We start from the raw sequence: 21,457 nt of genomic DNA, 5'->3' as shown, positions 1-21,457 counted from the left end.
CTCCCCCGGAACAACCCGGACTGGCGAGAGAAAGGATTTATGGCTATATTTCTGGCCAGAATTGGAGACCGAGGCATGACAAGCTACGGCGTCGCGGAAGCCAAGAACAAGTTCACCCACCTGCTGGAGCGGGTGCAGGACGGCGAGCGCATCACCATCACCAAACACGGCAGGCCGATTGCGGAGCTGTCTCGTGTCGTCGTTCCCCCGAGGCTGACGGGCGATGAACGGCGGGCCTTCATGAAAGAGTTCGCCCGTCGTCGCGATGCCCGCCCTCCGCTGGGCATGTCGGCGGCCGATCTGGTCCGCGCCATGCGCGACGGTGACCCTGAGTGACCTTCTGGCTCGATGCGAGCGTTCTGGTCGCCTTGATCACGAGAGAACCGACGAGCCACCAGATCGATACCCTGCTCGACCAGTCCGAACCGCCGATGGTGAGCGACTTCTGCATCGCGGAATGTTCTTCAGCCATTGCACGGTTGGTCCGCATCGGAACGCGAACCGCGGATGAAGCCGACGAGTTGTTCCGCAATCTGGATGATTGGGTCGCCACCGCCTCGAACCTTGTGGCGGTCGATCAGGGCGATTTCTCAACGGCGACCGACTTCGTCCGCCTTCCCGGCGTCGCCCTCCGCGCCCCTGACGCCATTCACATCGCCGCTGCGCAACGCATCGGCGCAACCCTTCTGACGCTCGACAGGGGCATGGCGCGCGCTGCCGACCTGTTGGGCGTCCCCTGTATCAATCCCGCCGCGGCCGACGCGCCCGGCGACCTGAAAGACTAGATGAAAAACACCCCCAAGAGGCCGCCCGCCGGCCTCCCCGACAAACAGACCCTCCTGGCCTTCCTGCGTGACGCGGGTTCGGCCGAGAAGACCGATATCGCGCGCCACTTCGGCCTGAAGGGCGGCGACCGACGCGCCCTGCGCGAGATGATCCGCGAACTGGAAGCCGACGGCGAACTGGGCAAGCGCGGGAAGAAGGGCTTCAGCCCCTCCGGCGCCCTGCCCCCCGTCGGCGTGGCCGATGTGGTCGAGCGCGACGTGGACGGCGAGATGTACGTCCGGCTGGTCGAGGCGTCCGAGGACGCCCCTCGCGCCGTCCTGATGCCCGACAACTCGGGCCGCACCGGCCCCGCCCCCGGCATGGGCGACCGCCTGCTGGTCAAGTTCAGCAAGGGCGCCGAAGGCTGGGAAGCCCGCCTCGTCAAGAAGCTGGACAGCGAGCGTTCCCGCGTCCTCGGCGTCATCCGCAAGTCCAACCGCGAAGTCCGGGTCGAGCCCGTCGACCGCCGCTCCAAGGACGTCCTGCTGGTCCCCCACGCCCAGGCCGAGGGCCTGAAGGACGGCGATCTCGTGCTGGCCGCCATTGAGAAGGGCGTCCAGCGCTACGGCCCCAAGCGCGGCAAGATCCTGGAGACCATCGGTCGCGAGGATGACGCCCGCGCCGCCTCCCTCATCGCCATCCACAGCCACGGCGTCCCCACCGGCTTCTCCGAAGCCGTGGAGCAGGAGGCCGGGGATCAGGAACTGCCCTCGCTGAAGGGCCGCGAGGACCTGCGCGACATTCCCCTGATCACCATCGACCCGGCGGACGCGCGCGACCACGACGACGCCGTCTACGCCCAGCGCGACGAGGATCCGAAGAACGAGGGCGGCTGGATCGTCTGGGTCGCCATCGCCGATGTCGCCGCCTACGTCCGTCCGAACACCCATCTGGACCGCGAGGCCCGCGACAAGGGCAACTCGACCTACTTCCCCGACCGCGTCGAGCCGATGCTGCCCGAGCGGCTGTCGAACGGCCTCTGCAGCCTTAAGGAAGGCGAGAACCGCGCGACCATGGCCGTGCGCATGGTCTTCGACAAGGACGGCAAGAAGATCGGCCACAAGTTCGTGCGCGGCCTGATGCGCAGCCATGCCAAGCTCTCCTACGAGCAGGCGCAGGCGGCCATCGACGGCGCTCCGGACGAGACCACCGGCCCGATCATGGAGGCCATCCTCTATCCGCTGTGGAACGCCTACCACACCATGCTGAAGGGCCGCCTGAAACGCAGCCCGCTGCAGATCGAAAGCGCCGAGCGCCGCATCCGCATGACCGACGGCGAGATCACCTCGATCGAGCCGCGCGTCTCCCTCGAAGCCCACCGGCTGATCGAGGAGATGATGATCCAGGCCAACGTCTGCGCCGCCGAGACGCTGGAGAAGCACAAGACGCCCCTGCTGTACCGCGTCCACGACGCGCCCAGTCAGGAGAAGCTGTTCAACCTGGCCGACTTCCTCGGCACCATCGGCAAGCCGTGGACCAAGGGCGAACCGGCCACGACCAAACGTTTCAACAAGCTGCTCGATGAAACCCGCGAGGGCGAGCACGCCGAGGTCGTCAACGAGGTGGTCCTGCGCACCCAGATGCAGGCCATCTACAGCCCCGAGAACGTCGGCCACTTCGGCCTGAACCTCGACCGCTACGCCCACTTCACCTCGCCCATCCGCCGGTACTCGGACCTGATCGTCCACCGCGGCCTGATCCGGGCGCTGGGGCTGGGCAAGGACGGGCTGACGGATCGCGAGATCGCCGAACTGCCGGCCATCGCCGAGCACGTCGTCATGACCGAGCGCCGCTCCATGGCCGCCGAGCGCGACGCCATGGACCGATACATCGCCGCCTTCCTGGAGGACCGCGTCGGCGCGACCTTCACCGGCCGCATCACCGGCGTGACCCGCTTCGGCCTGTTCATCCGGCTGGATGAGACCGGCGCCGACGGCCTCGTGCCTGTCTCCTCGCTGGGCAATGAGTATTTCACCCACGACGACCGCAGCCACGCTCTGGTCGGCGAGCGCTCGGGCCTGCGCTGGACGCTGGGCCGGACCGTCGAGGTCAAGCTGCGTGAGGCGACCCCGGTCACCGGCGGCCTGCTGTTCGAAATGCTTAGCGACCCCGCCCCCCGCGACCCCAACGCCCCCTCGGCCCGTCTGGGCATGCGGGCGCGCGGCGCCAAGGACGGCGGTTATCCGAAGCGCGGCGGCGGCAAGGTCCGCGACGGCAAAAAGCCCCTCGGCGGGCTGAAGGGCGTGCGCAAGGGCAAGCGGCGGTGACTCAGCCCTTCGACGCCGCCCAGGACCTCAAGGACGCCCCCCGCACCGGCGGGCGTCAGCGGCCCAAGGACGCCGCCACCCTGATCCTGACCCGCAAGGGCGCCAAGGGGGCGGAAGTGCTGATGGGCCGTCGGGCGCCGGGGCATGTCTTCATGGCCTCCAAATGGGTCTTCCCGGGCGGCAAGGTCGAGCGGTCCGACGCCTTCGCCGCCTTCGCCACCGACCTGTCGCCCGCCGACGCCGGACGGCTGGCGCGAGAGGTGACCCGCAGCCGAGGCCGGGCGCTGGCGCTGGCCGCCGTGCGCGAGACCTTCGAGGAGACCGGCCTGCTGCTGGCAGAGCCCGCGCCGGTCGCCTCGGTCGCCGGGGGCTGGCGTGAGTTCCGCGCCGTCGGCGCCCTGCCCGATCTGGCCGCCCTATCGTATGTGGCGCGGGCCATCACCCCGCCGGGCCGGACGCGCCGCTTCGACGCCCGCTTCTTCATGGCCGACGCCTCGGCCCTGCTGCACCCGGAGCCGACGGCGGGCTCCGGCGAACTGGACGAGATCGCCTGGCTGCCGCTGGACGAGGCCCGCGCCCAGGACCTGCCCGCCATCACCCGCTTCGTGCTGGGCGAGATCGCCGAGCGCCTCGACGCCCCCAATCGCCCCCTGCCCTTCGTCCGCATGGTGCGCGGGCAGCATGTGGTCGAACATCAGGACTAGGACGCCATGGCCGACACCGGAATCACCCTGCGCCTGACCATCGCCGATCCGGTCCCCGGCGTCCGCTACAGCCTGCAACTGGACGACGCCCCGCATGAGCCGGTGACGGCCACGGAGGCGCCGCTGTCGTTCGACGTGCCGATCCGGCTGGCCGACGACGGACGCTTCCTCGGCCCCTTCGTCCGGCGCGAGGGCAAGGAGAGGCGTTTCGTCTACATCCGCGTCGGAACCTCGGCGGGCGACCACGCCTCGGAATGGAGCCGCCGGGCCAAGATCGACATCCACGACATCCCGCCCGCCCTGCTGGACAAGGCCCGCGCAGGCGCCGTGCTGGAAGTCGTCCTGCCGGGCCGGGGCAAGGACGGCACGCCCGCCTGCGCCACCGTGCGGCCCGTTAAGGGCTGGGCCGCGCTCTAGTCCGCCAGGGGCTTCGTCAGGTCGAACTCCACCCGGAAGAAGCGGCCGCCCGGGCGGCTGAGCTCATAGGCGAACATCCGCTCCGGGTGAACCTCGACGGCCCAGGTGTTGGTGGTCGAGACCTGGGCGCCCCCGGCGTTGAACTGGTCGATCGATTCCTGATCCACCGGGAACTGCTGGCGCGACGCCGTGCCGGGCTCGGCGGTGTCGCCGCCGTACATGTGCCAGCCGTGTATTTCGCCCTGCGGGTCGCGGTGGTCATGCTTGAGCCGCAACCCCTCGGCGGTGCGGGTGATCACCCAGCGGCGCGAGCGGTCCTCGCCCACGGCGAAGGGGATGCCGACCTCGCCCGCGGCGCAGTCGCGAACATGCATGACCAGTCGCTGGCTCCTGAACGAGTCGTCCGCCGCGTCGGTCGAGACCACCTGGCCCTCGAATCTCTGACCGCACAGGGCGGTCAGGCGGGCCAGGAAGGCGTCCTGCGGGTCGGCGGCCTCCTGGGCGAAAGCGGGCGGGGTCAGGACAGCGGCGGCGGCGAAGGCCGTGAGGAGCAGGGTTTTCATACGGCTACGGTGGTCTTGTGTGGTCTCTTGCTCAATGCGTCGTCGCGCCCGTTGACTTCCCGCCGCGCCTGAGTATGTTCCGCGCCTCTCATTTCCGCGGCTTTCGCCGTCCGCAAAGGTAATTACTCCGATGGCCAAGCCCGCCTCGATCAAGATTCGCCTGAACTCGACCGCCGACACCGGCTTCTTCTACGTCACCAAGAAGAACGCCCGCACCATGACCGAGAAGATGGTCGTCAAGAAGTACGACCCGGTCGTGAAGAAGCACGTCGAGTTCAAGGAAGGCAAGATCAAGTAACCCCTTGATCGCCTGACGATTTCAAAACGCCCGGTCAGCGATGACCGGGCGTTTTTCGTTGTCCGCTTCGGCGTGGTAGAGAACCGCCATGACCGACCAGCCCGACGATACCGCTCCCGCCGACGAGACCCCGGCCCAGAAGGCGCTGCGCCTGAAGCAGGCGAAGATCGCCGCCAAGCCTCAACCGCCGCGCGGCGGCAAGTTCCAGCGTGAGCAGGCCGCCCGCATCGCCGCAGGCAAGTCCAAGCCGTGGATGACCCGTTAGGTCAGCCCCAGTCGTCCAGCATGGCGCGGATCGCCTGAAGCGCCTTGATGTCCCGGCCGTCGGCGCGGCCGCCGCCGATCACATCCGAGATGACCACGTCGAGCATGGCCACCGCCTCCATGGCCGAGGTCGGGCGATGGTCAAGGATGACGCGTTCCAGGGTCTCGACCGCTCGCCAACTCGCCTCGTCGTAGCTCTGACTGAGGTCGGACACCTGTGCGATGGCCTGAGAGAAGGATGCGTAGCCCATGACGACGCCTTTCCGGCGACGCTTACGGACATCCGTGCGGATCGAAGGATCGGGCTTCCGGAGACAGGTCGCTTATACAGAAAACATCGATTCGCAAGAAACGATCCTTTTTCTTCCCCAGAATTTATGCCGCCCTTGAGATCACCTGGTTCCGGCCCCGGCTCTTGGCTTCGTAGACGCCTTCGTCGGCCCGCTTGAGCAGGGCGTCGGGGGTGTCGGCGGGGCCGTTGGAGCAGGCGACGCCGACCGAGACGGTGATGGTCAGGCTTTCGGTCCCGCCCATGATCGGGAACGGCAGGGAGGCCACGTCGCGGCGGATGCGGTCGGCGACGCGGGTGGCGTCGTCCAGCGAAGCGCCGGGCATGACGACGACGAACTCCTCGCCCCCCAGACGGCAGGGCAGGTCGATGGCGCGGACATTGGTGGCGAGGCGGACGGCGAACTCGCGCAGGACCTCGTCGCCCGCGTCGTGGCCGAAGCCGTCGTTGACCGACTTGAAGTGGTCGATGTCGAGGACCAGAGCCGCGACGGGGTCGCCCCCCTGCCCGGCCCGGCCCATCAGAGCCTGAAGCTGGCCTGCCATGTAGCGGCGGTTGTGCAGGCCGGTCAGGGCGTCGGTGACGGCCATCTCGAGGCTGTAGTCCAGCTTCTGCTTGAGGAAGTCGGCGTAGCGCTTGCGCTTGATCTGGCTGCGGGCGCGGGCGTCAAGCTCCTCCGGATCGACTGGTCGGGGCAGGATGTCGTTGACGCCCAGTTCCAGCGCCTTGATCAGGCGCGGCCGGTCGGCAGGATCGACCACCGCCAGGATCGGCACCCGGCGTGAAGCCTCGGTCGAGCGGGCCTGGGCGATGAAGCGCAGGCCGTCGAACTCGGACGCCGAGACATTGACGATTATCAGGTCCACCGGGCCGCGCGCGGCGATCAGGGCGGCGGCGGGATCAGGCTCATGCGAGGGGCGGTGGTCGTCGGACAGTTGCTGGACGATCTTGCCCGCCTGAAGCGCGCTGTCGTCCACGACCAGCACCCGGCCGCCGGAGCCGCGCAGACGGCCGGCGCCGTCGGTGTCGACGCCGAAGCGACGACCGCTCTCCTCGCGCTCGCGCAGCTCATCCATGACGGCCTTGAGCCGGACCAGCGACTTGACACGGGCGAACAGGATTACGTCGTCTATGGGCTTGGTGATGAAGTCGTCGGCGCCGGCTTCGAGGCCGCGGATCTTGTCCTCGCGCCCGTCCAGCGCCGTGACCAGAATGACCGGGATGTGGCGGGTGACCGGGTCGGCCTTGAGCCGGCGGCAGGTCTCGAACCCGTCCATGCCGGGCATCATGACGTCCAGCAGGATGATGTCGGGCTTCTCGGCGGCGGCGATGTCGAGCGCCGTCTGGCCGTCCATGGCCGTCATCACCTCATAGTATTCGAGGGTCAGCTTGGCTTCGAGCAGGCGAACGTTCGGTTCGACGTCGTCCACGACAAGGATGCGCGCCGTCATGCCGGACTACCCCAGATGCTTCCGGACGACCTCGAGGAAATGCATCACCGAGATCGGCTTGGAGATGTAGGCCTCGCAGCCGCCCTGACGGATCCGCTCCTCATCGCCCTTCATGGCGAAGGCCGTGACGGCCACCACCGGGATGTGGTTCAGCTCTTCGTCGTCCTTGAGCCATTTGGTGACTTCCAGCCCGGAAATCTCCGGCAACTGAATGTCCATCAGGATCAGGTCGGGCCGGTACTGGCGCGCCAGGGCGAGCGCCTGCAAGCCCTCGCGGGTCTGCAGGGTCTCGTACCCCTGGGAATCGAGCAGATCATGAAAAAGCTTCATGTTCAGCTCGTTATCCTCGACGATGAGGACCTTCTTCGACATCACCACCCGGCCTGTTCACCCCTCTCAGGACGCGTCCGCGCCGGGGGCTTGTGCTCTTCCCGGATACTCTCACCCGGCTTCTCTTAAGTTGGCGTGAAGCGAGGGTTTTTCAGGAGTTAACGGGGACCACGCACTCACCTCTCCATCGCCTTGGAAGGGGCGATGGAGAGGTGAGCCGGTGCACGAATCTCGGACTGGCAGCGCTTCATCCTCGTCGCCGCGCCTCCCTGAAGGCGCGACGGCGGTCGGCGCGGATGGGTTTGGCCGCCTGAGGCTCCGGCTCCGGCGGCGTCTCAAAAACAGGGTGTGAAGAGTGTAATACGGGTGATGGCGGCGGGGCGTCCGGAGGCGGCGTCCGCACCTCATCAGGAGTGACCGGCAGGCGCGCGCGCATCTGGCGATCCCGCAGGGCGAGGTTGAAGATGCGGCCCCAGCGCAGGGCCAGATCGACAAGGCCCCGCTGCACCGCATCCGTCACTCGGGCGGCGGCGAGCTGGTAGACCTCCTCCATATCCGGCAGGGGCAGCGGTTCGTCATTGAGGGCGAAATCGCAGGTCATGCCGACAGGATGACACGCCGGTGCGTCAGGATTGGTCGTATGGGTGAGAGCAGGTGGGGACGGAGCAAAAGCCCTCCCCTCGATGGGGAGGGTTGGGAGGGGTGGATGCAGTGACGTTCAGAACGACCTCGCAGGGCTGTGTCGACCTCTCCGAACGCGTTCTTCACCTCAACACCGTGCCCTCACCCCCATCCCCGGCCCTTCCCCCCGTCGAGGGGGAAGGGAGCAGAAAGCGGCTGCAGCCCCTCACCTCGTGCGTTCTTCGGATGCGGTCCGCCCGCACATCTCCTAAGTTCCCGCCGAGGAGACGAGATGAAATCCATCTGCCGCGATTGCCTGACCACCGACGCGCGCAAGCTGGATCGCTGCGGCGCGTGCGGGTCGCGGCGGGTGGTCAGCCATGACGAGCTGGCCGACCTGACCCTCGCCCATCTGGACTGCGACGCCTTCTACGCCTCGGTGGAGAAGCGCGACCGGCCCGAACTGCGCGATGTCCCGGTCATCGTCGGCGGCGGCAAGCGGGGCGTGGTGTCGACCTGCTGCTACATCGCGCGGATGTACGGGGTGCATTCGGCCATGCCGATGTTCAAGGCGCTGAAGGCCTGCCCCGAGGCGGTCGTGCTGAAGCCGGACTTCCGCAAATATGTGACCGAGAGCGAGCGCATCTTCGGCGCGGTGCGGGCGCTGACGCCGCTGGTGCAGACCCTGTCGCTGGACGAGGCGTGGATTGATCTGGCCGGGACCGAGCGGCTGAACGGCGGGCCGCCCGCGTTCCAGCTGATCCGCTTACAGAAATACATCGAGGAGGAGATCGGGCTGACCGTCTCCATCGGCCTGGCCCCCAACCGCTTCCTGGCCAAGATCGCGTCGGAGCTGGACAAGCCGCGCGGGTTTTCGGTGATCGGAGCGGAGTCACAGGCCCTGCTGGCGCCGAAGTCGGTGCGCATCCTGCCCGGCGTCGGGCCGGTGTTCGGCAAGACCCTGCAGAGCGACGGCTATGCGACCGTCGGCGATCTGGCCAAGGCAGACCTGCGCGATCTGGTGAAGCGGTACGGCGAGACGGGGCTGCGGCTGCACGATCTGGCGCATGGGCGCGACGCGCGGGCGGTGAAGCCCGAGCATGACCGCAAGGGGATGAGCGCCGAGACGACGTTCAACGAAGACCTGACGGCGGTGGCCGATCTGGAGAACGAGCTGTGGCCGCTGTGCGAGAAGCTGGCGTCCAAGGCGCGGGCGGACGGGGTGGCCAGCCGGGTCATCGTGCTGAAGCTGCGCAAGACGGACTTCAAGATCATCACCCGCCGGATCAGCCTGCCCGAACCGGTGCAGACGGCGCGCGCCCTGTTCGCCGCAGGGCGCGAGCTTCTGGCGCCCGAACTGGGCATCCCCTACCGGCTGATCGGCATCGGCATGGGCGAGGTGGTGGATGCCGTGGAGGCCCCCGCCGCCCTGTTCGAAAGCCCCGAGGCCCGGACGCTGAAGACCGAAAAGGCCATCGATGCGCTGCGGCTGAAGTTCGGGAAGGCGGCTGTGGTGGCGGGGCGGGCATTGAAGTGAGGCGTGAGTGAAGAGTGCTAGTGAGCAAGAGGTGAGCGGATCGTGCTCGTCGTCTACCGCAGCGGCTCACGTCTTCGCTCACTAGCACTCTTCACCCGACACCTTCCCTCAGGCTAAACCGCCCCCAAATCCCTTCTGGAGAATCCCATGACCGTCGCCGCCCGCCTCGCCGAACTCGGCATCCAGCTGCCCGAACCGGCGAAGGCCGTCGCCAACTATGTGCCCTACGTCCAGACCGGCAACCTGCTGCACATCTCGGGTCAGCTGTCGAACGACGCCGCGGGCGGACTGAAGGGTACGGTCGGCGCGGACGTGTCGCCGGAGGACGCGGTCAAGGGCGCGCGCATGTGCGGCGTGAACCTGCTGGCCCAGATGTCGGCGGCGCTGGACGGCGATCTGGAGCGCGTCGTGCGCGTGGTGAAGCTGGGCGGCTTCGTGCAGGCGGCCGGCGATTTCGAAGCCATCCCCGCCGTGATCAACGGCTGCTCGGACCTGATGGTCGAGGTGTTCGGCGACAAGGGCCGCCACGCCCGCTCGGCCGTCGGTGTCTACAAGCTGCCGCTGGGCTTCGCGGTCGAGGTTGATGCGATCGTCGAGGTGAAGTGAGCCAAGCGTTGAACATCCTTCTCCCCTCAAGGGAGAAGGGGGCTCGCGGAGCGAGACGGATGAGCGGGCTCGCGGCCCCCCGCTCACCGTCTCGCGACCTGCGATCTGAAACATACCCCTCATCCGAGCGGCTCCGCCGCCCACCTTCTCCCTCAAGGGGAGAAGGGATTCGATGAGTTTCCAGATCCGCGTCCACAACACCATCGCCGATATCGGCCGCGACGCGTGGGAGGCCTGCGCGGCCCCGACCGGCGATCCGTTCGTCAGCTATGACTTCCTGGACGCCTGCGAGACCTCGGGCAGCGCGGTTCCGCGCGAGGGCTGGGCCGGGCGGCATCTGGCGCTGGAGGACGAGGACGGGCGCGTGATCGGCGTCATGCCGCTCTGGCTGAAGGCCCACAGCCAGGGCGAATACGTCTTCGACCACAGCTGGGCCGATGCCTATGAGCGCGCCGGGGGCCGGTACTATCCCAAACTGCTGGGCGCCGTGCCCTTCACCCCGGCGGCCGGACCGCGCTTCCTGAGCCATCCGGACGCCGACGCGGCGACGGTGCGCGAGACCCTTATCCAGGGGGCGCTGGCGGTGGTCGAGCGGCTGGGCGTGTCCTCGCTGCATGTGAACTTCCCCGACCGGGCCGACTGGGACGCCATGGGCGAGGCCGGGCTGCTGAAGCGGCAGGACATCCAGTACATCTGGCGCAACGGCGGCTATGCGACCTTCGAGGACTTCCTGTCGGCCCTGTCGTCGAGCCGCCGCAAGACGGTGAAGCGCGAGCGGCGCGAGGCCAATGCGGGGCTGGATATCCGGGTGCTGACCGGGGCGGAGATCCGCGAAGAGCACTGGGACGCCTTCTTCCGCTTCTACATGGACACGGGCGACCGGAAGTGGGGGCGGCCCTATCTGACGCGGGACTTCTTCAGCCGGATCGGCGCGACCATGGCCGAGCGGATCGCTCTGGTCATGGCGTTCCGGGACGGTGAGCCGCTGGCGGGGGCGCTGAACTTCATCGGCCGCGACGCCCTGTACGGGCGGCAGTGGGGGGCGCTGGACGAGGTCCCCTTCCTGCATTTCGAGCTCTGCTATTACCGGGCCATCGAGTTCGCGATCCAGCATGGCCTGTCGCGGGTCGAGGCCGGAGCGCAGGGCGACCACAAGATCGCGCGCGGCTACCTGCCCTCCCCCGTTTACTCGGCGCACTTCATCGCCGACCCGGCGCTGCGCGGGCCGGTGGCGGACTATCTGGAGCGGGAGCGCCCGGCCATGGAGGCCGAGATGCACGCCATGGCGGAAGAGCTGTCGCCGTTCCGGAAGGATCTGGGTTAGCGCGCGGCTTCTGGTCCGCCGATGAACCAGCCGGCGATCCAGCTGACGATGCCGGTGACGATGGCCGCGCCGATGCCGGCGCCCAGGCCCGCGACGGCGAAGCCGTCCAGCAGCCAGGCGACCAGGCCGATGACGGCGGCGTTCACCACCAGCAGGAACAGGCCGAAGGTGATCATGGTCAGGGGGAAGGTCAGCACCGTCAGGATCGGCCGCACCACGGCGTTGGCGACGCCCAGCAGAATGGCGGCCAAAGCGAGCGAGCCGTTGTCGCTGAACGACACGCCCGGCACCAGCCGGGACGCCAGCCACAGGGCCAGACACGTGACGAGGAACTGGACGATCAGGCGGACCATGGCGAACTCCGTGGGTGAACCTTGACCATAACACCTGAGCGCCGCGAGGGCTCCCCTCTCCGCGCGAGGATTGCTAGCGTGCGCGTCTGACGGAGCCTCCCATGACCCTTCACGCCCCTTACGACCCCGACAACATCTTCGCGAAGATCCTGCGCGGCGAGATCCCGTCGGTGAAGGTGTGGGAGGACGACGACGTGCTGGTGTTCATGGACGTCTTCCCGCAGTCGGAGGGCCATACGCTGGTCATCTCCAAGACCTCGACCGCGCGGAACCTGCTGGAGATGGAGCCGGAGCCGCTGGCCAAGGTCATGGCGGCGACGCAGCGGACGGCGAAGGCCATCGAGGCGGCGCTGAAACCCGAGGGATTCTCGGTCGTGCAGTACAATGGCGAGGCGGGTGGGCAGACCGTCTATCACCTGCATTTCCACATCATCCCGCGCTGGGCGGATCGCGCGATGAAGGGCCATGGGCATGCGCCGATGGCTGATGCGGCGGTGCTGAGGGGGCTGGCGGATCGGATCGCGGCGGCGCTTTAGAGCGGTCCCCGGAAGATGAACCACGCTCCGCCAATGATCAGGGCGAAGCCGACGGCGTGGTTCAGGGTCAGCTTCTCGCCGAGGAAGGTGATCGAGAAGACGGCGAAGACGATCAGGGTGATCACCTCCTGCATCGTCTTCAGCTCGGCGGCCGAATAGACCTGATGGCCGATGCGATTGGCGGGGACGGCCAGGCAGTATTCGAAGAAGGCGATGCCCCAGCTGACGATCACCACGATCCACAGCGGCTTGGACCCGAATTTCAGATGGCCGTACCAGGCCAGGGTCATGAAGACGTTGGAGGCGACCAGCATCAGCACCGGCGCCAGATGGGGAATGGAGATCGGCACGACGGCCCCCGCTTGCGTATCGCCCCTTGCGCCAGCATAAGGACCGCCCGTCAAGTGGGACGCCGGTTTAGCTCAGCTGGTAGAGCAGCGGTTTTGTAAACCGAAGGTCACGGGTTCGATTCCTGTAACCGGCACCACTCTCCTGAAATCAGAAGATCAGCCCCGCGCGGGCCTCGTGCAGACGGGCGAAGTGGTTGGCGGCGGCGTCGCCGAACAGGACCGGGTCCGCCGAATGGGCGTCCTCGATCACCCCCAGCACGGCGTCGATGGCCTCCTCGCGCGAGGGCTGCCTGCCCTCGGCCAGACGGTCGAGCAGGCCCAGCAGGGCGTCGCGGCGCAGGCGGGCCTGGGCCTTGAGCACCTTGTCGCTGGCGGCGGCGCGCTTGGGCGGCAACGGGTCGTGGAAGACCGGGATGTCGAGGAAGCTGTCCTCGGCCGGCGGCCCCATCTCGGGCGCGGGCGGACGGGGCGCGAGGATCGGCTCGGCCGAGACCATGGCGGGGATGACCACCGGGTCGGCGGCGACGACATCGGCGTTCAGCTTGCCGCAGCGACGGCAACGGTCCGCCTGATGGCGCTCGGACCAGAAATAATCGTGCCTGCAAAGCAGCGGCTTGAGTGGCGTGCGCATGATCCATCCCCCGGAGCCCGGGAAATCGACTCATACTGAACAGCTTGTCAACCATCGTTCGCCTGACAGGCGCGCGACGGCGGAGGGTTTAGCCTCCGCCGAGAGCCACCGCGACGCGATAGGTCACGAAGGACGCCAGATAGGCCAGACCGAACATGTAGACGATCATGATCCAGGTCCACTTCATTGAGTTGGTCTCGCGACGGACGACGCCGAGGGTCGGCATGCACTGGGGCGCGAAGATGTACCAGGCGAGGAAGGCCAGACCCGTGGCCAGCGACCAGTTGGCGGCCAGGACCCCGGCCATGGCGCTGGTCGCGTTCTCGGCGTCGGCGACCGAATAGACGGTGCCCAGGGCCGCGACGGCCACCTCGCGCGCGGCCATGCCGGGCACAAGAGCCACCACCATCTGCCAGTTGAAGCCGATGGGACGGAACAGGGGCTCCAGCGCATGGCCGATCATGCCCGCGAAGGAATAGTCGATGGCCGGTCCGGTGGCGCCTTCCGGCGGATAGGGGAAGGTCGACAGGAACCACACGATGATCATCAGCGGCAGGATGATCCGCGCCGCGCGGTTGATGAAGATCCTGGCCCGGAGCCACAGATTGAACAGGACGTTCTTGATGTCCGGCATCTTGTAGGCCGGGAGCTCCATCATGAAGGGCTCGGTCGAGCCTCTCCAAAAGATCTTGCGGATGACGAAGGAGACGGTCAGGGCGCTGAAGATGCCCGCGGCGTAGAGGCCGAACATGACCAGCCCCTGCAGGTTGACGAAGCCCCAGACAGTCTCGTTCGGGATGAAGGCGGCGATGATCAGGACATAGACCGGGATGCGCGCCGAACAGGTCATCAGGGGCGCGACCAGGATGGTGGTCAGGCGGTCGCGACGGTTGTCGATCACCCGCGTGGCCATGATGCCCGGAATGGCGCAGGCGAAGCTGCTGAGCAGGGGAATGAAGGCGCGGCCGTGCAGCCCCGCGCCGCCCATGATCCTGTCCATCAGGAAGGCCGCGCGGGCCATGTAGCCTAAGTCTTCCAGCGCGATGATGAAGGCGAAGATGATCAGGATCTGCGGCAGGAAGACCAGAACGCTGGCCACGCCGCCGATCAGGCCGTCGACCAGCAGGCTCTGGAACAGGCCCCACAGCCCCTCGTCGGGGATGACGGACGCGACGCCCTGCCCCACCAGACCGATCCCGGCCTCGATCCCGTCCATGGCCGGGGCGGCCCAGGCGAAGACCGACTGGAACATGACGAACAGGATGCCCAGCAGGATGACCAGACCGGCGACCGGGTGCAGCAGGACGCTGTCGATCTTGCCGGTCAGGGTGTCCGGCCGCTCGGGCGGCAGGACATAGGCCTTCATGATGCGCTCGGCCTCGCGGGCCTTGCCGCGCAGGGCCTCGGCGTCCGGGGCGGCCCAGTCGCTGTCGCCGAAGCTGGCGTTGGCGGCCAGGACATCCTCGACCTGGGCGACCAGATCGTCGACGCCGCGGCGACGGGTGGCGACCGTGGTGATGATCGGCACGTCCAGCTCGGCGCGCAGGCCGTCGAGGTCGATCCGCAGGCCCTGACGCTGGGCGATGTCGAACATGTTGAGCGCCAGCACCATCGGACGCCCGATGGCCTTCATCTCGAGGATCAGGCGCAGGACCAGACGCAGGTTGGTGGCGTCGGCCACGGCGATGATGACGTCCGGCGGCGTCTCGCCGGCCAGCTTGCCCAGAACGGCGTCGCGGGTGACTTCCTCATCCGGGCTGCGGGCGCGCAGGGAATAGGTGCCCGGCAGGTCCAGCACCGAGATCGAACGGCCCGAAGCCGAGCGGATGAAGCCCTCCTTCCGCTCGACGGTGACGCCGGCGTAGTTGGCGACCTTCTGGTGCGAACCGGTCAGGGCGTTGAACAGGGCGGTCTTGCCGCTGTTCGGATTGCCGACCAGGGCGATGCGGGCGGTCTTCAGCGCGACGTCCATCAGGCGGCGTCCAGCTGGATGATCAGGCTGGCGGCCTCGTGACGGCGCAGGGCCACGCGCATGTCGTCGACCTTCAGGGCGATGGGATCACGGCCGAACAGGCCCTCGTGCAGCAGCTCCACCCGCGCGCCCTCGACGAAGCCCAGCTCGATCAGGCGGCGCTCCAGCTCGACCGCATCGCTCTGGTGGTGACAGTGCTCGCCGACCTTGACGATGACGCCGCGGGCGCCCTTGCGGGCCTCGCTCAGTTTGAGGGTGTCGGACATGGAACTCGTAGAAAGCCTCGGCGCGGAAAGGCGCGCCCTTGCTGACAGTGATTATCAGGTGCGAAGCCTTAGCGTCCACCCCGGCCAAGCGTCGCAGGACGGTTGTTCGGGCGCGCGGTTGGGCTATCACTGGCGGCGGAATTCGGAGCCGAACCATGAGCCGCCCTGCCCTTCTCGCCGTGACCGCCGCGACCGCCCTTCTGGGCCTGTCCGCCTGTGGCGACGGCGGCGCATCGGGACCGGCCAAACCGGCGGCTCCGCCCAAGCCGGAGCTCACGGCGGAGCAGAAGGCGGCGCTGCTGGCCGCCCTGCCTACCCCCTACAATCAGGGCGATCTGGACAACGGCCGCCGCGTCTTCGCCCGCTGCCGCTCGTGCCACACGGTCAGCGAGGGCGGGCCGAACATGACGGGTCCGAACCTGTACGGCGTGTTCGGCCGTCAGGCGGGCGGCGTGGAGGGCTATAACTACTCCAACGCGGTGAAGACCGCGGGCTTCGTCTGGGACGCCGAGAAGCTGGATCACTGGCTTGAGAACCCGCACACCTTCCTGCGCGGGACCAAGATGAGCTTCGCCGGGCTGTCCGAGCCGACGGACCGGCGCGATGTGATCGCCTGGCTGAAGGTGGAGACGGGGTATGTGCCGCCTGCAGCGGAGGCGGCGCCCGCACCGGCCCAATGAGGCGGATCGCCGTCGTTTCGGACATCCACGGCAACCTGGCCGCGCTGGAAGCCGTGCTGACCGATATCGCTCGCCGGGGCGCGGATCAGATCGTCAATCTGGGCGACATCTGCTCGGGGGCCCTGTACCCGCGCGAGACCGCTGACCGACTGATGGCGCTGAACCTGCCGAGCATTCGCGGCAACCACGAGCGGCAGGTGCTGACCCTGCCCCGAGATCGAATGGGCCTGTCCGACCGGCATGCCCTCGACACCTTGCGTCCGGACCAGATCGACTGGCTGGGCAGCCTGCCGGCCCAACTCCGCCTGACCGAGGACGTGCTGATGGTTCACGGCACGCCGCGCAGCGACGTCGAATACTGGATGGAGACGGTCGAGCCGGCGGGGCTGCGCCCCGCCACCACCGCCGAAATCCGCGCCCGCGCCGAGGGCGTCGAGGCGACTGTCGTTTTGTGCGGCCACACCCACATTCCGCGCATCGTGCAGATCGACGGCGGGCCGCTGGTGGTCAATCCGGGCAGCGTGGGCCTGCCCGCTTACGACGATGACCGGCCTTTCCCGCACGTGGTGGAGACCGGAACGCCGCATGCCCGCTACGCCATCATCGAAACCCGCGAGGACGGCTGGTCCGCGCAGCTTCTCGCGGTCGCCTATGACTGGGACGAGGCCGCCCGCGTAGCTCGCGCCAACGGGCGGGAAGACTGGGCCCGCGCGCTGGGCACGGGCCGCGTCTGATCCCTATTCCGCCGCCGCCAGCTTGTCGTTGGCGACGGCTTCCTGGGCTTCCCATTCCTCGATCTTGCGGGCGGTGTATTCCGGCGACCTGGTGAAGCGCGCCAAGACGCCGTAGATCACCGGCACCACGAACAGGGTCAGGACCGTGGCGAACATGGCCCCGGCGAAGATGACCACGCCGATGGTCTGACGGCTGCCCGCGCCCGCACCCTGCCACAGGACCAGCGGCAGGGCGCCGAAGGCGGTGGCGATCGAGGTCATGATGATCGGGCGCAGACGCAGGGTCGAGCTTTCGATGATCGCGTCGCGGATCGATCGGCCCTGATCCCGCAGCTGGTTGGCGAACTCCACGATCAGGATGCCGTTCTTGGCGGCGACCCCGATGAGGATGATCAGGCCGATCTGCGAGTAGATGTTCAGGCTGGAGCCCGCCATCGTCAGGCCGAACAGACCACCGGCGGCGGCCAGCGGCACGGTCAGCATGATCACCGCCGGGGTGATCCAGCTTTCGAACTGGGCCGCCAGAACCAGGAAGACCAGCAGCAGGGCCAGGCCGAACGCGGCGATGACCGCCCCGCCGGCTTCCTGCTGGTCGCGCGCCGCGCCGCCCCACTGGGTGGTGACCACGCCCTGCGGCTGCTGGGCGGCGGTCTGGGTCAGGAACTGGGTGGCGTCGGCGATGGTGTAGCCCGGCGCCAGGTCGGCGCTGAGGGTGATGGCGCGCTGACGGTCCAGACGGCGACGGTCCGGGGTGTCGCCCGAGGTCTGGGTGTTGACCACCGCGGACAGGGGCACCAGCTGGCCCGAGCCGGTGTTGACGTAGAGGGCCTGGAGGTCGCTGACGTTGCGGCGGTTGTCGCGCTCGGTCTGCAGTATGACGTCGTACTCCTGACCGCCACGCAGATAGGTGGTGGCGCGGCGGGAGCCGAACATGGTCTCCAGCGTCCGGCCGATCGACTGGGACGAGACGCCCAGGGCGGCGGCCTTCTCCGGATCGACGTCGACGAGCAGGCGCGGCGCGTTCGGCTCATAATTCAGACGCGGGCGCGAGAAGCCGGGGTTTTCGAGCGAGGCGGCCAGAACCGGCTGCAGCCAGTTGTAGATCTCCTCGTACTCGGAGCCGGTGACGACCATCTCGACGGAGTTGGAGTTGCCGCCGCCGCGCTGGAAGGCGCCGGGGGTGGAGGCGTTGACCTGGGCGTCGGTCTGGCCGCGCAGCTTGCCGTTCAGTTCCTGGGCGATCTCGTCGGCCGATCGGGTGCGCTTGGACCAGTCGGCCAGGATCAGGCTGCCGTTGCCGGAGTTGTAGCTGCCGCCACCGAAGCCGGGGGCGGAGATCAGATAGCTATCGGCCTCGCCGCTCTGCTTGTACTCGGCGAGCAGGGGCTCAACGCCCATCATGATGTTGCGGGTGTAGTCGAAGCCCGCGCCCTCGGGACCCGAGACGCGGATCTGGACGCGACCGCGATCCTCGGCCGGGACCAGCTCCTCGGGGAGCGAGACGAACATGACCGCCGTGCCGGCGCCGATCAGCAGGATCAGGGCGACCACGCCGATGACCGCCGCCCTGGCGCCCAGCATCATGCTGAGCGAGTTGCCGTACGAGGTCTTCAGCTTGTCCATGGCCCAGTCGACGCGGCGCGCGACAAAGCCGCCGGTGTGCGCCGGTTTCAGAATCTTGGACGCCAGCATGGGCGACAGGCTGAGGGCGAGGAAGGCCGAGAAGGCCACGGCCGCGGCGATGGCCGCCGCCAGTTCGACGAACAGGCGACCGACGTAGCCAGGCAGGAACAGCAGGGGCGCGAACACCGCCAGCAGCACCACGGTGGTGGCGACGACCGCGAAGAAGACCTGGCGGGCCCCACGCTCGGCGGCGACCAGAGGCGGTTCGCCGTGGTCGAGGCGACGCTGGATGTTCTCGACCACCACGATGGCGTCATCGACCACCAGACCGATGGCCAGCACGAGCGCCAGCAGGGTCAGCAGGTTCAGCGAGAAGCCCAGCGGGGCCAGCACGATGAAGGTGGCCAGCAGACAGATGGGCGCCACGACGGACGGGATCAGGGCGGCGCGCAGACTGCCCAGGAAGATGAAGTTGACCAGGGCGACCAGCGCCATGGAGATGCCGATGGTGATCCAGACCTCGTCGATGGCGTGGCTGGTGAAGACCGAGTTGTCGGAGCCGACGACCAGTTCGGTGCCCTGCGGCAGGCTGGGGCGGATCTCCTCGATCATCTTCTTGACGCCGTCCGAGATGGCCAGGTCGTTCGACTGGGCCTGACGGGTCACGGCCAGACCGATCTGGTCCATGCCGTTGCCGCGGAACAGACGGCGGTCCTCGGCGGGGGCCTCGACCACGCGGGCGATGTCGCCCAGACGGGTGACATAGGCGGCCTGGCCCTGGATGGCGCCGGTGGCGCCGCTGGGCAGGGCGTTGGCGTTGGAGGCCTGGCCGCTGGTGTTGTTCGAGGCGGCGGCGTTGGAGGCCGAGCCGCGCGTGCCGATGGGCAGTTGGCGGAAGTCCTCGGCGCGGGCGTAGGTGCGCGCCACGCGGACGGTGTAGTCCTTCTGGCCGGACTCCAGCGAACCGGCGGGCAGTTCGACGTTCTGGGCGGTCAGGGCCGTCTCGACGTCGGTGACGGTGATGCCGCGCGCGGCCATGGCGGCGGCGTCCAGCCAGATGCGCATGGCGTAGCGCTGCTCGCCATAGATCTGGACCTGGGCGGCGCCCGGCACGGTGGCCAGACGGTCGATCAGATAGCGGTCCGCGTAGTCCGTCAGCTCGAGCCGGTTCATATTGGTCGAGCGCAGGAACAGGATGATGATCGGCTGGCTGTCGGAGTCGGCCTTGGCCACTTCCGGCGGGTCGGCCTGATCCGGCAGACGGCCGACGACGCGGCTGACACGGTCGCGGACGTCGTTGGCGGCGTCGTCGATGTTGCGGTCCAGCGAGAACTCGATGTTCACATTGGAGCGGCCGTCGCGGCTGGACGAGGTGATGCGCTCGACGCCCTGGATGCCGGCGATCTGCTGCTCGATGGGCTCAGTGATCCGGCTTTCGATGACCTCGGCGGAGGCCCCGGCGTAGCTGGTGCTGACCGAGACGACCGGCGGATCGACGTCCGGCAGCTCGCGCACGGGCAGGAAGAAGAAGGCCGCGGCGCCGATCACGCAGAGCACGATCGCCGCCACCGCCGCCATGACGGGGCGGCGGACGGAAACGTCGGAGAGCATCATCGGGCGGCGCCCTGCTGGGCCGGAGCGCGGCCCTGTGCGCCTCGCTCGCCGCCGCCGACGCGGACGGGGGCGTTGGGCTGGATGCGGTTCAGGCCCGAGCCGACGACACGGTCGCCGTTGTTCAGCCCGGTCAGGATTTCGACGAAGCCGCCCTCGACGGCGCCGGTCTCGACGGTGACGCGCTGGGCGGTGGAGCCCCGCTCGCCGTTGACGATGCGGTAGACGAAGGCGCCCTCGCCCTCATACTGGACGGCGGCCTCGGGCACGGAGACGGCCTGACGCAGGCCCTGCTGGACGGCGACGCGGACGGCCATGCCCGGCCGGATGCGGGCGCCGGGGTTGGGGATTTCGGCGCGGGCGGTGATCGAGCGGGAGGCCTCGTTCACCCGGGTGTCGATCAGGGCGATGCGACCGGTGAAGACCTCGTCGCCATAGGCGTCGATGGTGGCGATGATCGGCGTCCCGGCGCGCAGGACCGACAGGTAACGCTCTGGGACCGGGAAATCGACGCGGACGACGTCGATGTCGTCCAGGGTGGTGATGACGGCGCCCGGGTTGACCAGGGTGCCCGCCGTGACGGTGCTGAGACCCAGAACGCCCGCGAAGGGGGCGCGGATGGTGCGGTCGCCGGCGCGGGCCTGCGAGGCCTCCAGCGAGGCGCGGGCCGATTCCAGCTCGGTCTCATACTGTTCGACCATGGCGGCGGAGGCGAAGCCGCGCTCGCTGAGGGTCTTGTAGCGTTCGTACTGGGTCTGGGCGCGGGCCACCTGGGCGCGGGCCTGGGCGATGGAGGCGTCCTCCTCGCGGGCCTGCAGCTGGACCAGCGGGGTCCCGGCGGCGACGCGCTGGCCGTCGGTGAACATGACGCGGGTGATCAGTTCGCTGGTCGAGGAGGTGATGTTGACCGAGCGACGGCCGCGGGCGACGCCGAGGACGCGGATGCGGTCGCTGAACTCGCGCGGAGACGCGACGGCTTCCGAAACGGTCTGGCCGCGTCCGCCCGCTCCGCCCCGACCACCGGCGCCGCCGCCCTTTTCATCGTCGGCGAAGGCCATGCGCATGACCACGGCGACCACCATCAGGGCCAGAACAATCGCCGCGGCGACGAGGAAGAAGTGACGCTTGACCACGCGGCGTGCGCTCCGGGAATCTGGGGACGTGCCGACTTAGCGGCTCCCGCCGTCGACGCAACTTAAGTTCAT

General features: G+C 68.3%; 25 protein-coding genes and 1 tRNA gene. 14 read left to right on the top strand and 12 right to left on the bottom strand.

Annotated features, from left to right (window positions below):
- Positions 1-75: 75 nt before the first annotated feature.
- The 5 genes from ACTIEF_RS14110 to ACTIEF_RS14090 are packed head-to-tail and all read left to right on the top strand — an operon-like array spanning position 76 to position 4,213.
- Complete coding sequence (locus ACTIEF_RS14110) at positions 76-336, top strand: type II toxin-antitoxin system Phd/YefM family antitoxin (protein ID WP_439472774.1); 261 nt, start codon at positions 76-78, stop codon at positions 334-336.
- Positions 333-785 carry a type II toxin-antitoxin system VapC family toxin gene (locus tag ACTIEF_RS14105; protein ID WP_439472773.1) on the top strand — a complete coding sequence of 151 codons (453 nt, stop codon included), beginning with the start codon at positions 333-335 and terminating at the stop codon, positions 783-785. The genes ACTIEF_RS14110 and ACTIEF_RS14105 overlap by 4 nt, the downstream gene beginning before the upstream one ends.
- Positions 786-3,092, top strand: a complete 2,307-nt coding sequence (gene rnr / locus ACTIEF_RS14100) for a ribonuclease R (protein WP_439472772.1) — start codon at positions 786-788, stop codon at positions 3,090-3,092.
- A complete protein-coding gene (locus tag ACTIEF_RS14095; RefSeq protein ID WP_439472771.1) occupies positions 3,089-3,796 on the top strand; it encodes an NUDIX hydrolase in 708 nt (235 codons plus the stop codon). Before rnr ends, ACTIEF_RS14095 begins: the two co-directional genes overlap by 4 nt.
- A gap of 6 nt (positions 3,797-3,802) precedes the next feature.
- Positions 3,803-4,213: a DUF5990 family protein gene (locus tag ACTIEF_RS14090; protein WP_439472770.1), complete on the top strand. Its 411-nt coding sequence runs from the start codon at positions 3,803-3,805 to the stop codon at positions 4,211-4,213.
- Here the strand turns inward: ACTIEF_RS14090 and ACTIEF_RS14085 are convergent.
- The gene (locus ACTIEF_RS14085; protein WP_439472769.1) at positions 4,210-4,776 is read right to left on the bottom strand and encodes a hypothetical protein; all 567 of its coding nucleotides are present in this window, start codon (positions 4,774-4,776) and stop codon (positions 4,210-4,212) included. The two genes, ACTIEF_RS14090 and ACTIEF_RS14085, sit on opposite strands and share 4 nt — an antisense overlap.
- Before the next feature lie 130 nt (positions 4,777-4,906).
- Between ACTIEF_RS14085 and rpmG the strand changes: the two genes are divergently transcribed.
- Together rpmG and ACTIEF_RS14075 are read left to right on the top strand one after the other, a co-directional pair.
- Positions 4,907-5,074 carry a 50S ribosomal protein L33 gene (gene rpmG / locus ACTIEF_RS14080; RefSeq protein WP_029417689.1) on the top strand — a complete coding sequence of 56 codons (168 nt, stop codon included), beginning with the start codon at positions 4,907-4,909 and terminating at the stop codon, positions 5,072-5,074.
- A gap of 88 nt (positions 5,075-5,162) precedes the next feature.
- Entirely contained in the window at positions 5,163-5,339 is a 177-nt protein-coding gene (locus tag ACTIEF_RS14075; RefSeq protein ID WP_439472768.1) for a hypothetical protein, read from the top strand.
- A 1-nt stretch (position 5,340) separates the two neighbouring features.
- On the opposite strand, the gene ACTIEF_RS14070 is transcribed toward ACTIEF_RS14075, so the two are convergent.
- From ACTIEF_RS14070 to ACTIEF_RS14055, 4 genes are all read right to left on the bottom strand, one after another.
- A complete protein-coding gene (locus ACTIEF_RS14070) occupies positions 5,341-5,589 on the bottom strand; it encodes a hypothetical protein (RefSeq protein ID WP_439472767.1) in 249 nt (82 codons plus the stop codon).
- 124 nt (positions 5,590-5,713) lie between these two features.
- Positions 5,714-7,078: a PleD family two-component system response regulator gene (locus ACTIEF_RS14065; RefSeq protein WP_439472766.1), complete on the bottom strand. Its 1,365-nt coding sequence runs from the start codon at positions 7,076-7,078 to the stop codon at positions 5,714-5,716.
- 6 nt (positions 7,079-7,084) lie between these two features.
- Positions 7,085-7,450, bottom strand: a complete 366-nt coding sequence (locus ACTIEF_RS14060) for a response regulator (protein ID WP_291838517.1) — start codon at positions 7,448-7,450, stop codon at positions 7,085-7,087.
- Positions 7,451-7,655: 205 nt separating this feature from the next.
- Positions 7,656-8,009 (bottom strand): hypothetical protein, encoded by a 354-nt coding sequence (locus ACTIEF_RS14055; RefSeq protein WP_439472765.1) that lies wholly within the window; start codon positions 8,007-8,009, stop codon positions 7,656-7,658.
- 312 nt (positions 8,010-8,321) lie between these two features.
- Here ACTIEF_RS14055 and ACTIEF_RS14050 point away from each other — a divergent pair, with 312 nt between their 5' ends.
- The 3 genes from ACTIEF_RS14050 to ACTIEF_RS14040 all read left to right on the top strand — a co-directional run bounded on the left by ACTIEF_RS14050 (position 8,322) and on the right by ACTIEF_RS14040 (position 11,496).
- Positions 8,322-9,566: a DNA polymerase IV gene (locus ACTIEF_RS14050; RefSeq protein WP_439472764.1), complete on the top strand. Its 1,245-nt coding sequence runs from the start codon at positions 8,322-8,324 to the stop codon at positions 9,564-9,566.
- 147 nt (positions 9,567-9,713) lie between these two features.
- Positions 9,714-10,172 carry a RidA family protein gene (locus ACTIEF_RS14045; protein ID WP_439472763.1) on the top strand — a complete coding sequence of 153 codons (459 nt, stop codon included), beginning with the start codon at positions 9,714-9,716 and terminating at the stop codon, positions 10,170-10,172.
- Between the two features lie 172 nt (positions 10,173-10,344).
- A complete protein-coding gene (locus ACTIEF_RS14040) occupies positions 10,345-11,496 on the top strand; it encodes a GNAT family N-acetyltransferase (RefSeq protein WP_439472762.1) in 1,152 nt (383 codons plus the stop codon).
- Here the strand turns inward: ACTIEF_RS14040 and ACTIEF_RS14035 are convergent.
- Positions 11,493-11,849, bottom strand: coding sequence for a phage holin family protein (locus ACTIEF_RS14035; RefSeq protein WP_439472761.1), 357 nt, complete (start codon positions 11,847-11,849; stop codon positions 11,493-11,495). The genes ACTIEF_RS14040 and ACTIEF_RS14035 overlap by 4 nt on opposite strands.
- Before the next feature lie 101 nt (positions 11,850-11,950).
- On the opposite strand from ACTIEF_RS14035, the gene ACTIEF_RS14030 reads away from it, so the two are divergent.
- Complete coding sequence (locus ACTIEF_RS14030; protein WP_439472760.1) at positions 11,951-12,385, top strand: HIT family protein; 435 nt, start codon at positions 11,951-11,953, stop codon at positions 12,383-12,385.
- Here ACTIEF_RS14030 and ACTIEF_RS14025 read toward each other — a convergent pair.
- Positions 12,382-12,735, bottom strand: coding sequence for a DMT family protein (locus tag ACTIEF_RS14025; protein ID WP_439472759.1), 354 nt, complete (start codon positions 12,733-12,735; stop codon positions 12,382-12,384). The genes ACTIEF_RS14030 and ACTIEF_RS14025 overlap by 4 nt on opposite strands.
- Before the next feature lie 61 nt (positions 12,736-12,796).
- Between ACTIEF_RS14025 and ACTIEF_RS14020 the strand changes: the two genes are divergently transcribed.
- Positions 12,797-12,872, top strand: a tRNA-Thr gene (locus ACTIEF_RS14020).
- An 11-nt stretch (positions 12,873-12,883) separates the two neighbouring features.
- Here ACTIEF_RS14020 and ACTIEF_RS14015 read toward each other — a convergent pair.
- From ACTIEF_RS14015 to ACTIEF_RS14005, 3 genes are all read right to left on the bottom strand, one after another.
- The gene (locus ACTIEF_RS14015; RefSeq protein WP_439472758.1) at positions 12,884-13,366 is read right to left on the bottom strand and encodes a hypothetical protein; all 483 of its coding nucleotides are present in this window, start codon (positions 13,364-13,366) and stop codon (positions 12,884-12,886) included.
- A gap of 88 nt (positions 13,367-13,454) precedes the next feature.
- Positions 13,455-15,338: a ferrous iron transporter B gene (gene feoB / locus ACTIEF_RS14010; RefSeq protein WP_439472757.1), complete on the bottom strand. Its 1,884-nt coding sequence runs from the start codon at positions 15,336-15,338 to the stop codon at positions 13,455-13,457.
- On the bottom strand, positions 15,338-15,604 hold the full coding sequence (locus tag ACTIEF_RS14005; protein ID WP_439472756.1) for a FeoA family protein: 267 nt from the start codon (positions 15,602-15,604) through the stop codon (positions 15,338-15,340). The genes feoB and ACTIEF_RS14005 overlap by 1 nt, the downstream gene beginning before the upstream one ends.
- A 155-nt stretch (positions 15,605-15,759) precedes the next feature.
- On the opposite strand from ACTIEF_RS14005, the gene ACTIEF_RS14000 reads away from it, so the two are divergent.
- Both ACTIEF_RS14000 and ACTIEF_RS13995 read left to right on the top strand, forming a co-directional pair.
- Complete coding sequence (locus tag ACTIEF_RS14000; protein ID WP_439472755.1) at positions 15,760-16,284, top strand: c-type cytochrome; 525 nt, start codon at positions 15,760-15,762, stop codon at positions 16,282-16,284.
- Positions 16,281-17,018 (top strand): metallophosphoesterase family protein, encoded by a 738-nt coding sequence (locus tag ACTIEF_RS13995; RefSeq protein ID WP_439472754.1) that lies wholly within the window; start codon positions 16,281-16,283, stop codon positions 17,016-17,018. The genes ACTIEF_RS14000 and ACTIEF_RS13995 overlap by 4 nt, the downstream gene beginning before the upstream one ends.
- Positions 17,019-17,021: 3 nt before the next feature.
- On the opposite strand, the gene ACTIEF_RS13990 is transcribed toward ACTIEF_RS13995, so the two are convergent.
- On the bottom strand, positions 17,022-20,252 hold the full coding sequence (locus tag ACTIEF_RS13990; protein WP_439472933.1) for an efflux RND transporter permease subunit: 3,231 nt from the start codon (positions 20,250-20,252) through the stop codon (positions 17,022-17,024).
- Entirely contained in the window at positions 20,252-21,385 is a 1,134-nt protein-coding gene (locus tag ACTIEF_RS13985; protein ID WP_439472753.1) for an efflux RND transporter periplasmic adaptor subunit, read from the bottom strand. Before ACTIEF_RS13985 ends, ACTIEF_RS13990 begins: the two co-directional genes overlap by 1 nt.
- Between the last annotated feature and the right edge of the window lie 72 nt (positions 21,386-21,457).

It is taken from the genome of Brevundimonas sp. (assembly GCF_051858995.1).
Taxonomy (GTDB): domain Bacteria; phylum Pseudomonadota; class Alphaproteobacteria; order Caulobacterales; family Caulobacteraceae; genus Brevundimonas.
This window is presented reverse-complemented; position numbering and strand designations above follow the sequence as displayed.

Bases quoted from the DNA above. Each gene is read 5' to 3' on its own strand.
- ACTIEF_RS14045 (WP_439472763.1), top strand. From the start codon at position 9,714: ATGACCGTCGCCGCCCGCCTCGCCGAACTCGGCATCCAGCTGCCCGAA.
- ACTIEF_RS14055 (WP_439472765.1), bottom strand. From the start codon at position 8,009: ATGACCTGCGATTTCGCCCTCAATGACGAACCGCTGCCCCTGCCGGAT.
- ACTIEF_RS14075 (WP_439472768.1), top strand. From the start codon at position 5,163: ATGACCGACCAGCCCGACGATACCGCTCCCGCCGACGAGACCCCGGCC.
- ACTIEF_RS14065 (WP_439472766.1), bottom strand. From the start codon at position 7,078: ATGACGGCGCGCATCCTTGTCGTGGACGACGTCGAACCGAACGTTCGC.
- feoB (WP_439472757.1), bottom strand. From the start codon at position 15,338: ATGGACGTCGCGCTGAAGACCGCCCGCATCGCCCTGGTCGGCAATCCG.
- ACTIEF_RS14070 (WP_439472767.1), bottom strand. From the start codon at position 5,589: ATGGGCTACGCATCCTTCTCTCAGGCCATCGCACAGGTGTCCGACCTC.
- ACTIEF_RS14050 (WP_439472764.1), top strand. From the start codon at position 8,322: ATGAAATCCATCTGCCGCGATTGCCTGACCACCGACGCGCGCAAGCTG.
- ACTIEF_RS14040 (WP_439472762.1), top strand. From the start codon at position 10,345: ATGAGTTTCCAGATCCGCGTCCACAACACCATCGCCGATATCGGCCGC.
- ACTIEF_RS14060 (WP_291838517.1), bottom strand. From the start codon at position 7,450: ATGTCGAAGAAGGTCCTCATCGTCGAGGATAACGAGCTGAACATGAAG.
- ACTIEF_RS14085 (WP_439472769.1), bottom strand. From the start codon at position 4,776: ATGAAAACCCTGCTCCTCACGGCCTTCGCCGCCGCCGCTGTCCTGACC.
- ACTIEF_RS14000 (WP_439472755.1), top strand. From the start codon at position 15,760: ATGAGCCGCCCTGCCCTTCTCGCCGTGACCGCCGCGACCGCCCTTCTG.
- rnr (WP_439472772.1), top strand. From the start codon at position 786: ATGAAAAACACCCCCAAGAGGCCGCCCGCCGGCCTCCCCGACAAACAG.
- ACTIEF_RS13995 (WP_439472754.1), top strand. From the start codon at position 16,281: ATGAGGCGGATCGCCGTCGTTTCGGACATCCACGGCAACCTGGCCGCG.
- rpmG (WP_029417689.1), top strand. From the start codon at position 4,907: ATGGCCAAGCCCGCCTCGATCAAGATTCGCCTGAACTCGACCGCCGAC.
- ACTIEF_RS14030 (WP_439472760.1), top strand. From the start codon at position 11,951: ATGACCCTTCACGCCCCTTACGACCCCGACAACATCTTCGCGAAGATC.
- ACTIEF_RS14005 (WP_439472756.1), bottom strand. From the start codon at position 15,604: ATGTCCGACACCCTCAAACTGAGCGAGGCCCGCAAGGGCGCCCGCGGC.
- ACTIEF_RS13990 (WP_439472933.1), bottom strand. From the start codon at position 20,252: ATGCTCTCCGACGTTTCCGTCCGCCGCCCCGTCATGGCGGCGGTGGCG.
- ACTIEF_RS14035 (WP_439472761.1), bottom strand. From the start codon at position 11,849: ATGGTCCGCCTGATCGTCCAGTTCCTCGTCACGTGTCTGGCCCTGTGG.
- ACTIEF_RS14110 (WP_439472774.1), top strand. From the start codon at position 76: ATGACAAGCTACGGCGTCGCGGAAGCCAAGAACAAGTTCACCCACCTG.
- ACTIEF_RS14015 (WP_439472758.1), bottom strand. From the start codon at position 13,366: ATGCGCACGCCACTCAAGCCGCTGCTTTGCAGGCACGATTATTTCTGG.
- ACTIEF_RS14090 (WP_439472770.1), top strand. From the start codon at position 3,803: ATGGCCGACACCGGAATCACCCTGCGCCTGACCATCGCCGATCCGGTC.